This is a genomic window from Nostoc sp. CHAB 5836 (assembly GCF_020829445.1).
Lineage (GTDB): Bacteria > Cyanobacteriota > Cyanobacteriia > Cyanobacteriales > Nostocaceae > Nostoc.
On the sequence record NZ_JAIVFV010000038.1, the window covers coordinates 1 to 12,535 of the forward strand.

Consider the following 12,535-nt stretch of genomic DNA (forward strand, 5'->3'; position numbering starts at 1 on the left):
ACTAATGACTAATACTTCGAGTACGCGGTTCCTGAGCGTAGTCGTTGGCGTAGCCTCTCGTAGAGAAGGGCAGTACAAGTGACTAATGACTAATGACTAATGACTAATGACTATTTATTATGGTGCTGTCGGAGTTTCGTCTAAATTTGTTGGGGCGATTTTTATCGCTGGCGATCGCAGCTTTGGGTATTGATTTGATTTGGGGTTATACTGGTTTACTAAGTTTGGGACATGGTATTTTCTTTGGTTTGGGTGGATATGCGATCGCAATGTACCTAAAACTGCAAGTTCCTACTGGTGAATTACCTGATTTTATGTTGCTCTATGGAGTTACTGAACTTCCCGCGTTTTGGCAACCTTTTTATTCTTTTCCTTTGACAATGGCTGGTGTGGTACTAATTCCAGGGTTATTGGCGGGATTATTGGGATATTTGGTTTTCCGGAATCGTCTCAAGGGAGTTTATTTTTCTATCTTGACCCAAGCCGGAACTATTGTATTTTTCAACTTCTTTAACGGTCAACAACAATTTTTCAACGGTACAAACGGACTGATAGATTTTACAACTTTGTTTGGGGCAACGGTTAGCGATGCGAAAACGCAATTTGTTTTCTACATTTTGACCGTAGTGTTTCTCGCCGCCACCTACGGGATTTGTCGCTGGTTGACAAGTGGACGCTTTGGGAGATTATTGATAGCGATTCGGGATGATGAAAGTCGGGTAAGATTTTCTGGCTATGACCCTACAGATTTTAAGGTGGTGGTGTTTGCAGTTTCAGGTGCGATCGCAGGGATAGCAGGAGCATTTTACACCATTCAGAGTGGTTCTATTTCACCCAGATCAATGGATATTGCCTTTTCGATTGAAATGGTGATTTGGGTCGCTGTAGGCGGACGCGCTACTTTAATTGGGGCGATTATCGGAACTTTATTAGTCAATTATGCCCGCACTTTTTTAAGTGAACAATTTGCTGAAATCTGGCTATTTTTCCAAGGCGCACTATTTTTAATAGTCGTCACAGTGCTTCCTGACGGCATAGTGGGATGGTTACGTAGTCAGAATATTTCGCTTTTCCACCGCCGCCAACAAATTGCTACATATCCTACCTTGGAAAAAGACCCAGAAGTGCAACATGAACGCGAAAATATTGGAAACTGAAAACGTAACTGTTACTTTTGACGGTTTTAAGGCGCTAAACCAGCTTAACTTTAGTATGGATGTGGGTGAATTACGAGTAGTAATTGGCCCAAATGGCGCGGGAAAGACAACATTTCTGGATGTAATTACCGGGAAAGTGCAACCAACTGTAGGACGAGTTTTATTCAAAGGTAAAAACTTGCGTTCTTTACCTGAACATAAAATTGCCAGATTGGGAATTGGGCGCAAGTTTCAAACACCCCGAATTTACCTGAACTTAACGCCCCGAGAAAATCTAGAAATTACTAGTAACCGCAATAAAAATGTCTTTTCTACTTTGTTTAAACCTTCTAATTCTATTGAAAAAAACAATATAAAAGGATTATTAGAAACCATTGGTTTAACTCCTAAAGCTGACATCATAGCAGGTTTACTTTCTCATGGTGAAAAGCAACGTTTAGAAATTGGGATGTTAGTAGCACAGTCACCAGACTTATTACTCGTTGATGAACCCGTTGCGGGTTTAACAGATGAAGAAACCTATAATATCGGTGAATTACTTTTAGCACTCGCACAAAGTCATTCAATTTTAGTAATTGAACATGATATGGAATTTGTGCGTCAAATTGCCAAAAAAGTAACAGTGTTACATGAAGGTTCGGTGCTGTGCGAAGGGAATTTTGAGGAAGTGCAAAATGACTCTCGTGTGATTGAAGTATATTTAGGAAAACAGCAAGAATGAAAAACCTCCCTTATCTTGCGGCACAATCCAGGGGCAGCGATGGTAAAGTCAAATATATGTGGAGGTGGTAACTATGACTCAAACCATACCCAAGTTAGTAACCTTTGAACAATTTATCGAGTGGTACCCCTCAAACGGGGCGCGATATGAACTACATAAAGGAGTCATTGTAGAAATGCCACCCCCAACTGGTGAACACGAAAATGTTGTTGGATTTTTGGCGGCGCAGATAACCTTCCAGTTCTTGCAAATGGCACTTCCGTTTCGCATCCCCAAAACTGCCTTTGTCAAAATTCAGAGCAATAACTCAACCTATTCTCCTGACATTTTGCTATTAAATCATGACAATCTCGTGAATGAACCTCTGTGGAGCAAGCAATCGACTGTTATTCAAGCTGCATCTATCCCACTAGCTGTTGAAGTGGTTAGCACCAACTGGCGAGACGACTACTATGACAAGTTCAGGGATTATGAAGAGATGGGGATTCCTGAGTATTGGATTGTAGACTATGCTGCGATCGGTGGCAAGAGATTTACTGATAATCCTAAACAAAAAACTATTACAATTTGCGAATTAGTTGACGGAGATTATCAAATGACTGTGTTTAGGGGAAATAATTTTATTGCATCGCCTTTATTCCCCGATATCAACTTGACAGCACAACAAATTTTTGATTCTGCTTTATAAATTTCGCTTTGAACGTATCGCTTTAACGAACTTTGGGGGTTTAAGTAAAGAGTCTCTACAGGCAGAACGTTTTGGGTCGGGGTCTCTCTTACAAGCTCTACAAGGCTTAGATATAGCGGTTCTCAGTTGGGTGCAATACAACATTATATCGCGGGGTCTTGTTCACCCGCCAGGGAATATAATTCCCTGACTAATAGCGCAAGTCTACTGAAGTAGACTAGGGATTTTTGGTGATATTTTTAGTCATCTTCAGATGACTTTAGCTATAAGACAGGGATTTACAATCCCTGGCGGACATGCGGTTTGACGTTAAGTTGACACCAATGGGCACTGCCGTGCCGTTACGGGTGTACCTCACGCAAACGAGAAGCGCTATATACTATAGTTACAAGCGTGTATCAGGTTCTATGAAGTTCAATGTAACGGTTGACCGTGATGAAGATGGTGCATGGATAGTAGAATGCCCCAGCATTCAGGGTTGTGTCAGTCAAGGTCAGACTAAGCAAGAAGCAGTAGAGAATATCAAAGATGCGATAGCTGCCTGCCTACAAGTTCGTGCCGAGCGCGGTTTGCCACTTACCATAATTTGATGCGGAGTGCATCCCAGTTTTTATTTTTCAATAAGATTCTATTTGCTTGGTAATTCTGGTCGGTTTACGCTGTTAAACACCTGCTCTACTGTTAGCACCCAATTAGCAATTACCACTGATTCCATGCAAGTCACACCTGTAAATACCTTATCCTCATACTGTCCCTCTACCCACTGGCAAATCGTAATTTGTTGCATCTGTGGGTCAACAATCCAATACTCCAATATTTCCCTAGCGGCATACTCCGTCCGCTTGTAGCGGTAATCACGAACACGGTTCGCCGTTCCCGGAGAAACAATTTCAATTATTAGAACAGGCGGCGGCATATCACGAGTGAGAGTAGCACGAGTAGCACCGATAAGCGCAGCATAAGATTCTTCCGTATGAACCATTAAATCAGGTAAACGACATCTTGCCCTTCGTCCCGCCACCTCAATTTCTGTATCCTTGTGAGCAACTAAATAAAATGCAAAACGTTTTAGGAGTTCAACGAATAGAAATCTTGCCAGATCGCTATTTTCCTGACTTTCTGGTGGCATCTCAACTAGTTCTCCATCCACCAACTCATAGCGCGTGTCTGTACCATCGTCATAGGTAAGATACTCCTCAAAGGTCAGTAGTTTTTGGGTTTTGGTCATTTGCTTTGTCTAGCATCTGTATATTATGAAGTATGAGCTATATATTCCAGTTAGCTAAACAGTCAGTAATTAAATATGCAATTTTTATAGTATAATAGCATACAGAAAAATTGGTTTATACCGTGTAACCATGCAATATATTCTCTTCGATACATGTATTTGGTTAAATTTAGCTCAAAAACCAGAATCACGTCCTCTGTTGAAGAGTATTCTATCTGGTCTTAACCAAAATAAATTAAAAATACTGCTTTCTAACGTAACTGTTGAAGAGTACAGTCGTAACAAAGATACTATTGTTAGCAAATACACAAGCTCGTTAAAAAGTCACCTCAATAATGCCAAAAAGATTCAAAATTATCTTGATGGTTCGGAGCGTTCAACTTTTCTGCTTCTTTTAGATAAAGCTAATGAGAATATAAAATCGGATGGCAAAGAAGGTGTAAATGCCTTAAGAATAATCGAAAGTACTTTTGATCACAGAAACACTATAAGATTGTCTAGTTCTACTAAAATATTAGCAAATGCTGCTCAAATTGCTCTTGAAAAAAAAGCTCCTTGCCATAAAGGCAAAAACTCAGTTGCAGATACTGTAATCTATCTTCAATTCGAGAATTTGGTTAAAGAAACTGAATCAATTGAGAATAAAGATTATTTCCATTTTGTAACAGACAATCACACAGATTTTTCTTCAAGTAAGGACAATCGTGATCCTCATGAAAATCTCATCATTTTTTCCAAAAATAATGTCTATTACCACATAGATCCTTATAAAGCATTAGAGAAAATAGAACTTGAAGATATTCCTCCAGATGAATTTGATCTTTTTGAAAGCCGTTTACGAATGATCCGATATGCTTCATCGCCTTGCACTAGTGCAGAAGAACATATTTTCAATGACGATAAAGGACGATGGTTTCATTCTCAGTTTGGTGGTGGTCTCTCTTGGCATTTGGTTTGTGCAAGATGTGGAGCATTGCTAGACACAGGGGATTTCTTGGATTAATTGAAATGCTTTTAACATTGCCTTCCAGCAGCCTAACAATGCCCATGCACCCACACCCGACCGAGTATTTGTGGAAAAAAGCTATAATTGCCCTAGCTTTAGTTGAAATCGTTTATTCTTATGAGCCAACTGCTAACACTGGAATTAAGTAATGATGTCTATGCAGCTTTGCAGCAGCAAGCTGATGCCATCGGGCTTTCGGTAGCAGAATTGATTGTGACATCTCTTGATGAACAGCATGGTCTTCTTCCTGGTGCAAAGCTACAACCAGAAGTTCAGCCAGAAGAAGAACGTCAACGGTTACTTAGTTATGCAGGTGCAATTAGCTTGGGTTATCTCACAGGTATAGACAACGAAAGCATTGATGCTGATTTGGCAAAAGCTTACGCCAATGACTTTTAAGCATTGGAATGTAGATTATGCTGCTTGATACATCAGGATTGCTCTGCTTTCTCCATAAAGATGAGTCACAACATGAAAGGGCAGTTGAACTGATTGCTACTACAACCAGAACTCGGCTTACGCACAACTGTGTTCTAGCAGAATTAGTGGCTCTAGCATTAGTTAGAGGCTTTTCCCGTTCAATTGTACTGTCATACAGCCTTGAACTTATCAACAATTCAAACGTTCAAATTGTATGGGTTGATGAGCCACTACATCGAGAGGCAATAGATTTATTGTTAGCAAGACAGGATAAAACCTATTCGTTATGTGATGCTGTAAGCTTTGTGTTAATGCGTAGGCAAGGAATTATGGAAGCATTAACAACTGATAAACACTTTGAGCAAGAAGGTTTTACTCGTTTGTTAGGGTTAGCAGACTAACACTGCGCTGTGCCTCTGCGTGAAATTTTAATATCTACGTAATTTACAATGCTAAAAATCTCTAACCTTAATGTTTACTACGGTGAAAGCCACATTCTCCGCAATGTAGATTTAAGCGTACCATCTGGGCAAATGATCTGCCTAATTGGACGCAATGGCGTAGGTAAATCCACATTACTGAAAACAATTATGGGTTTACTCAAACCCCGCAGTGGTACAATTAATTTAGCTGGAGAATTAATCAACTCCAAATCTCCCGACCAAAGGGCAAAGTTAGGAATTGGTTATGTCCCTCAAGGACGAGAAATTATCCCTCGTTTGACAGTCAAAGAAAATCTGGTGCTGGGGTTGGAAGCTAGATGCAAACCAGTAAAAAAAGCAGAAATTCCAGAAGAAGTTTTTAGCTTATTCCCGGTATTAAAAACTATGCTTTCGCGGACGGGTGGTGATTTGAGTGGAGGACAACAGCAACAATTAGCGATCGCCCGTGCTTTAATAGGAGAACCTCAACTACTCGTCTTAGATGAACCCACTGAAGGTATTCAACCCTCGATCATTCTAGAAATTGAAGCCGCAGTCCGTCGCATTGTCGAAACTACAGGTATTTCGGTTTTATTAGTAGAGCAACACTTACATTTCGTCCGTCAGGCTGATTACTATTACGCCATGCAAAAAGGCGGTATTGTCGCCTCCGGTTCCACATCTGAACTCAGCCAAGATGTGATTCAACGTTTTTTAGCTGTTTAATTTTTGGTATTTCTATATCAATTGTATCTGAAGCAATCAAGTCTGCGGCTTCTTGTAAAAGCTCATTTTGTTCCTTTTGAATTGCTTCTAAACGATGAGAAATTTCTGCTAATCGCTGTTGTTTATTTGGTTGAAAATTTTCAGGTAACAAAACTGCTAGGTCATCAGTTTTTTTAGCGCCTGTGATTTGTTGAACAGCAAAACTGCCAGCTTTAATTAAGGATAGAAAACTAACTTTAATCAAAGCCTGAAGTAATTTTATCGGAACTTGGAGTATTGACCAACTAGCTGTTTCAATTAAGCGGACAATTGCTTTGATGATACTCCAAAGTAGAGCAAGTCCAAACAGCAGAATTACTACACTAATAATTGGATGATTAGCCCCCCAACCTAGTATTTGAACTAACCGAAAAAATATCGGGTGTTGTGTTAGCCAATCACTTGCAGAAGATGCCAATGCTGTTTTTACTGCTCCCGATGTTGTACTCTTAAATTGCTCGGCTGTTTGCCAACTTTGTTCTAAGGTTGTCGTAACCTGATCAATTGCTCTATCAGTTGTTGTATTCAAAGACTCGCCAACTTGTTGTGCTGAGTTACTTAGCGAGTTAACACTTCCGCCCACAAAAGTTTTCACATTTTGCCACCGTTCTAAAACTCCATTAGGTAAATGTATATCTATTTGAGATGCCATAAAAGATTTTACCGAGGTTGAAATCTAACCCGTAACCTTCCAAATAAAAAAAATACCTAAAAAACTCTAATAGCAAACAGCATTACTTTTCATATCTCTCTAACTCGAAGCACTAGTATAAAATCGTAATGCAAACCGCCAAAACCAAGTAGAAACAAAAAACAGCACTACTGCTAATATTACCGCACCTATCAACCAGGTAATTTCACTCCGACCCAGGAACGCTTGGGCTGGTATAGTAGTCAAAAAAGCTACTGGCATCACAAAGGTGAAGAAAAAGCGGTAAGCAGTGGGATATGCGGCAATGGGATATCTTCCAGCGTCCAACAAACCACGCAACACTTCCGTAGCGTTGTATATTTTGACAAACCAGATACTCGTCGCTCCCAGCATAAACCACAGGCTATACAAAATCACCAAGCTGAAGAATAATGGCAGCACTGCAAGTAGATAGCCGTCTATCCCGACACCGAGGCGTTTACCTGCATAGCCAATAATAATACTACCAAAAATTAGATCCGGTAGTCCCCAAGGTGAAAGGGTATGGGTGGAAAGCCAGAACTGACTGCGGATAGGTTTTAATAATATAAAGTCCAAAGTACCTTCCTGGACATGACGGACAATCAGATTCAAATTCGACGCCAAAAAAGTCGCAGAAAATCCTTGCAGTAAGGTAAAAATTCCTAGAACTACTAAAGCTGCTTCCCATGACCAGCCACTAAAAGTGTAGCCAGTGCGGTAAAACAAGAATAGTCCAAAGAGGCTGCCGACAAGATTTCCCAAGCTGCTGAGGGTAGCTATAAAAAAATTAATCCGATATTCCAACTCAGCTGCGATCGCAGCACTCCAAAATAGTCTTAGTACTTTCAAATATCTTTGCATATTGCACCAATAACTTAAAACCGTCCATCTGTCATTACATTTCCTAAGATTACACAATAACTTTACGGAAATTTAATATTACTTTTTATTCAGGAAAATTGCTAAACGTTAAGATGTTGTGGATCTCTTGTTGAAAGCTAAAAAATTTTATGCATCTGGATTTACCAGAAGTGATTAGAAGCTCAAGGAACTTAAACCCACAGAATTAGTTAATCGCAGAATTAGCCATTTTTACCAAAGAAGTGCGATCGCCTGCTTTCAACCCAACAACATATTGCACACCCTGTTGTCTCCAAGTCAAGGTAGCATCTGAACAATTAGCGCCACAAGTAAAATCCACAAAATAGCCAGTGACGCCCTTAGTTAAGGATACAGGTTTACCAGTAAGATGAGGTGTTTTCCGGCTTACAGCTTCAGCAGAAACAACGCCCAAACGACAAGCAGTTCCACCAGTACAATCGGGAGTGAAACCCAGTAAAATATCATACTTCTTTTGCGTAGCAGTTTCTATAATTGCGTAAATTGGATTTTCCCCATCCGACTCAGGAATAAACTTGGGCAATAAAATCTTAATTTGAGTTTTTTGCTTTAATTTAGGCAGAATAGATTTAAAAACTGGGTGTAACTCGGTTTTACTCTGCTGTGCTATCAGTTTGGACTGGTTATTGATAGTGGCTATGGCTGACTTGTGAAAGCTGCTAACGCTGACTAATAAAAATACGGCACACACAGCACTAGTATTTCTGAAGCTTAAAATCATCTTTAAAAACCTATTTCATCTAAAGTAGGACTTACGCAAGTGTCACAAAAAATAAAAGCTTTATGATATGCCAGTTGCGTAAGTCCTATAAAGTACTTATTTGTAATACCCATTTTGAGTATCAAATTACGCATTTCACAGGGATACTTCCAGAGTTGGTAGAACCCTACCCCCAACCCAGGGCTATTTCATTCTAGACATAAACCACCCGGAACTGAAGTTCCTGGCTCATAGCTAAAGTCCGTTAAAACGGACTATAACCTTTTCTCAGTAGTCTTTAGACTACTTTCGCTATTAGATTCAGAATTAATTCTGAGGCGGGCTAGATGAGAATGAAATAGCCCTGCCCCAACCCCCTCCTCGCTCTTCGAGAGGGGGCTAATATGTGGCACTTGAGCAATTGTTTAGAAGTTTAAAATATCTAATGATTCTTCTATTTCTAAATCTAATATTCTTTCTCTTGTATCTTTGAGTGCTTCAAGTTTACCTTCTTTACGATAGATATCTGCTGCTTTTTCAAAATCTTCAATTGCTCCTTGTTTATCTGACATTTCTAAACGAATATTGCCACGATTGTAATAAGCATCAGCATAATTTGAATTAATCTGGATTGCCTGAGTATAATCTTCAATTGCTCCCGGAAAATCTCCTAAATCTGAACGAGCATTACCACGGTTATAATAAGCATCGGCATAACTAGGATTAATCTGGATTGCCTGAGTATAATCTTCAATTGCTCCCGGAAAATCTCCTAAATCTGAACGAGCATTACCACGTTTTTTATAAGCTATGGCATCTTGAGGATTAATCTTGATTGCTTGGGGAAATCCGGGTTTAGAACCTAATAAATAACGAGCAATCCCACGGTTTTTATAAGCATCAGCATAATCAGGATTAATTTTAATCGCCTGGGTATAATCCTCAATCGCTCCTTGATTATCTCCTATATGAGAACGAGCTTCAGCCCGGTTTTTATAAGCTACAGCAACATGAGGATTAATTCTAATAGCTTCGGTATAATCATTAATTGCTTCTTCTAATCGCCCCAGTTGATAGAGAGCTAGACCTCGTTTATTGTAAGATTTAGCATCATGGATATTCATTTGGATTGCCTGAGAATAATCTGCGATCGCAGTTTCATAATCTCCTATTTGATAGTGAGCTAAACCTCGTTTATAATATAAATCAACATCACCATGATTAACTTCTAAAGCTTGATTATAATTGGTAATTGCATTTGTATATTCTCCCTTTTCAAAACATTTATCACCCAGTTTTACGTAAGATATATTTAAATATTCATCACTATATTCAGGCTGAAAAGAATACTCTACAACCTGATTAATAGTTGGCTTAGATAAAATTTCCTGTTTCGGGAGATATTTGGAAATTGGTGGTTGTTGCCTAGAAGAATGATTTAGAGAAAATTGTAACTGCTCTAGATAACACCATAAACCACCACCATATAGTAATTGTTCTATCCCAAAAGAAATTTTACCAGTTTTCAACTTAATCATCCGGGTTGGGAGAAAGCCAGCCAAAAAAAGGTGATACTCAGATTGTGCTTCACTCACATCCTCTTGAATCAAAATGCAAACTACAACTGCATTTTTTTCAACTTCTTCAGAGCTAATTGACCATCTTACTCGATCAATCTGACCATGACGAGATTTTACTTCAATACCAATAGACGGATCAGAAGTCAAGGTAAAATCTATATTGCCATCGCCCCCAAATCGCTTTTCATAATCGACTTCCGTAATAAAATCAGCTAAACGTTCTTTGACAACTTCCTCACCCAACTTCCCTTTGAGATAGCTAATAAAAACATCACGCACTGGTAAAACCCGCTTATATTTCTCAGCCATCTGCCAGCAAAATTCCCGTAGTGCCTTTAACCTTTCTCCAGAGATTATAGTTAATTCACTATATTGACCTTCTGTTTCACAATGAAGTAGACAACCAGATGTTAACCTTTTAATAAAATCAGACTGTAGCGATCGCAGTAGTGTAATCCAGTCCATTTATATTTCTGCGAATCTTTATAATGAGATTATTCTATTAATATATCTAGTTGGCGTAAACCTTTTAATTAGCTTGGGTGATATTCCCAAAAATTGTTTACTATTTTGCAATAATTCTTAATTTAACTTAATATATTCAAATAGCAGAGGACGAGATGGGATTAAGAGACTGCTTGAAAAGTCAGAGAAATGGTAAAAAAGCTCTCTCAGTATACGCTGTGAATAGATAGTTGTCTAGTGCAATACAGACCTAACCCCCAACCCCTTCCCTACTAGCGTTGGGGAGTAAGATTCAAAGCCTCTCTCCTTTTAGGAGAGAGGTCAAGTTGTACTAACAGACCCTACAAGACTACTGAGATTTTTTCAAAAACAATTTCCGATTCTTATATAAGTTATAAATTACCATAAAATGTGGAGATTAAATGACTCTTAAACCGTGTAATAAAGTACCTTTACATCTTGGTTAAGTCTGATATCTTATTGGAAACAGCTTTGTTGTTTTCAGGTAGATTGATGAGTCGAATTAATGGATTTTTGGGGCGACGTGATTTATTAAAATTGGCAAGTGTAGTAGGCATTGCGGCGACTACTTTTGGTGATAGCTTTTGGAATCTAGAACAAACTGCTGTTGCTGATATTCACCCAGTTAACTCTAATCCAATCAGTCCGAATAAAGCCGTCAGACGCTTATTGGATGGTAATCAAAGATTTATTGATCAAAAACGCAAATATCCCGATCAATCATTAGAACATCTACGATTAGTTGCTAAAGTTCAGTATCCCTTTGCTGCCATATTGGGCTGTGCAGATTCTAGAGTACCTGCGGAAATTGTCTTCGATCAAGGACTTGGAGATTTATTTGTCGTGCGAGTTGCTGGTAATGTCGTTAGTGACACGGTTATCGGGAGTTTAGAATATTCTACAGCAGTATTGGGTGCGCAGTTGATTGTGGTTTTGGGTCATAGAAGATGCGGTGCAGTTGCAGAAGCAATCAAAAACAAACCACTTCCTGGCAGAATGGGTTTGATTATTGAGGGTATCAAACCATCTGTGGAAAGAGTAAAGTTCAGAACGGGTGATCATATGCAAGATGTGGTGATAGCCAACATTCAATATCAGACTGAAAAATTGCAAGAAAAATCGACAATTTTAGCAAAATTACTCCGTCAAGGTAAACTAAAAATTGTTAGGGCTTGTTACGATATTGACACTGGTAAAGTCAACATTATTACTTGAAAATCTCACATTCTTTAGGTATATAATTCTGAGCTTAATGAACTCGCAAAAAAAATATATTATAAAAAATATTTTTTATTGATAATCTTAATGCTCATTTTTTGAAAATGGTATTATATTACAATGTGTGGATTAGGCTACGCTAACCCAAACGCAAAAAAATTTATAAAAACCTAAAAGCAAGGTATTGTCCAAGCTGATAATAAATAAACCCAGCAGGGGCCATATAACAAGGCCGCCTGCCAGGGAGGTATAGTATATTCCGGCCATGTTTGATTAGGTTAGCGCTTATTTATAAAAAATAATTGCGTATCCCTAGATACAATAACTAAATAGTTTGGAAAACAGAGTTAAGAAAAGTTACTAAATAGGTTAATTTCCAATTAAAACCAACAATTTCCTGAATGGGTAGCAGGGCGACAAGGAGAAACCATGTGCAATACAACTTTAGCAGACGCACTCGCGTTCGCGCTTGGTGAGTTTATCGAACGCGAGTGCGTCCCGCTCTTCAGGGCAGTACAAGTATCCAATGCCCGATAATATAAGAAAGCGCTTCACACTTCTTAAATAATCA

General features: G+C 38.9%; 14 protein-coding genes. 9 read left to right on the plus strand and 5 right to left on the minus strand.

Annotated features, from left to right (window positions below):
• Positions 1 to 119: 119 nt before the first annotated feature.
• The 4 genes from urtC to LC605_RS10280 all read left to right on the plus strand — a co-directional run bounded on the left by urtC (position 120) and on the right by LC605_RS10280 (position 3,156).
• Complete coding sequence (gene urtC / locus LC605_RS10265) at positions 120 to 1,157, plus strand: urea ABC transporter permease subunit UrtC (RefSeq protein ID WP_229547448.1); 1,038 nt, start codon at positions 120 to 122, stop codon at positions 1,155 to 1,157.
• Positions 1,132 to 1,878, plus strand: coding sequence for an urea ABC transporter ATP-binding protein UrtD (urtD, locus tag LC605_RS10270; RefSeq protein WP_229547449.1), 747 nt, complete (start codon positions 1,132 to 1,134; stop codon positions 1,876 to 1,878). Before urtC ends, urtD begins: the two co-directional genes overlap by 26 nt.
• Before the next feature lie 73 nt (positions 1,879 to 1,951).
• Positions 1,952 to 2,566 (plus strand): Uma2 family endonuclease, encoded by a 615-nt coding sequence (locus LC605_RS10275; protein WP_229547450.1) that lies wholly within the window; start codon positions 1,952 to 1,954, stop codon positions 2,564 to 2,566.
• Positions 2,567 to 2,973: 407 nt separating this feature from the next.
• Positions 2,974 to 3,156 (plus strand): type II toxin-antitoxin system HicB family antitoxin, encoded by a 183-nt coding sequence (locus LC605_RS10280; RefSeq protein ID WP_229547451.1) that lies wholly within the window; start codon positions 2,974 to 2,976, stop codon positions 3,154 to 3,156.
• 38 nt (positions 3,157 to 3,194) lie between these two features.
• Here LC605_RS10280 and LC605_RS10285 read toward each other — a convergent pair whose 3' ends face one another.
• Positions 3,195 to 3,794 (minus strand): Uma2 family endonuclease, encoded by a 600-nt coding sequence (locus tag LC605_RS10285; protein WP_229547452.1) that lies wholly within the window; start codon positions 3,792 to 3,794, stop codon positions 3,195 to 3,197.
• Between the two features lie 130 nt (positions 3,795 to 3,924).
• On the opposite strand from LC605_RS10285, the gene LC605_RS10290 reads away from it, so the two are divergent.
• The 4 genes from LC605_RS10290 to urtE all read left to right on the plus strand — a co-directional run bounded on the left by LC605_RS10290 (position 3,925) and on the right by urtE (position 6,368).
• A complete protein-coding gene (locus LC605_RS10290) occupies positions 3,925 to 4,797 on the plus strand; it encodes a PIN domain-containing protein (RefSeq protein WP_229547453.1) in 873 nt (290 codons plus the stop codon).
• 120 nt (positions 4,798 to 4,917) lie between these two features.
• Complete coding sequence (locus LC605_RS10295; protein WP_229547454.1) at positions 4,918 to 5,199, plus strand: hypothetical protein; 282 nt, start codon at positions 4,918 to 4,920, stop codon at positions 5,197 to 5,199.
• 17 nt (positions 5,200 to 5,216) lie between these two features.
• Positions 5,217 to 5,621: a type II toxin-antitoxin system VapC family toxin gene (locus tag LC605_RS10300; protein WP_229547455.1), complete on the plus strand. Its 405-nt coding sequence runs from the start codon at positions 5,217 to 5,219 to the stop codon at positions 5,619 to 5,621.
• Positions 5,622 to 5,669: 48 nt separating this feature from the next.
• Entirely contained in the window at positions 5,670 to 6,368 is a 699-nt protein-coding gene (gene urtE / locus LC605_RS10305) for an urea ABC transporter ATP-binding subunit UrtE (RefSeq protein ID WP_229547456.1), read from the plus strand.
• Here urtE and LC605_RS10310 read toward each other — a convergent pair.
• The 4 genes from LC605_RS10310 to LC605_RS10325 form a co-directional block, all read right to left on the minus strand.
• Positions 6,331 to 7,059 carry a hypothetical protein gene (locus tag LC605_RS10310; RefSeq protein WP_229547457.1) on the minus strand — a complete coding sequence of 243 codons (729 nt, stop codon included), beginning with the start codon at positions 7,057 to 7,059 and terminating at the stop codon, positions 6,331 to 6,333. The genes urtE and LC605_RS10310 overlap by 38 nt on opposite strands.
• A 99-nt stretch (positions 7,060 to 7,158) precedes the next feature.
• Positions 7,159 to 7,941, minus strand: coding sequence for an ABC transporter permease (locus tag LC605_RS10315; RefSeq protein ID WP_229547458.1), 783 nt, complete (start codon positions 7,939 to 7,941; stop codon positions 7,159 to 7,161).
• Positions 7,942 to 8,146: 205 nt separating this feature from the next.
• Positions 8,147 to 8,701: a hypothetical protein gene (locus LC605_RS10320; RefSeq protein ID WP_229547459.1), complete on the minus strand. Its 555-nt coding sequence runs from the start codon at positions 8,699 to 8,701 to the stop codon at positions 8,147 to 8,149.
• Between the two features lie 404 nt (positions 8,702 to 9,105).
• Positions 9,106 to 10,725, minus strand: coding sequence for a tetratricopeptide repeat protein (locus LC605_RS10325; RefSeq protein ID WP_229547460.1), 1,620 nt, complete (start codon positions 10,723 to 10,725; stop codon positions 9,106 to 9,108).
• A gap of 513 nt (positions 10,726 to 11,238) precedes the next feature.
• Between LC605_RS10325 and LC605_RS10330 the strand changes: the two genes are divergently transcribed.
• A complete protein-coding gene (locus tag LC605_RS10330) occupies positions 11,239 to 11,961 on the plus strand; it encodes a carbonic anhydrase (RefSeq protein WP_229547461.1) in 723 nt (240 codons plus the stop codon).
• Positions 11,962 to 12,535: the final 574 nt, after the last annotated feature.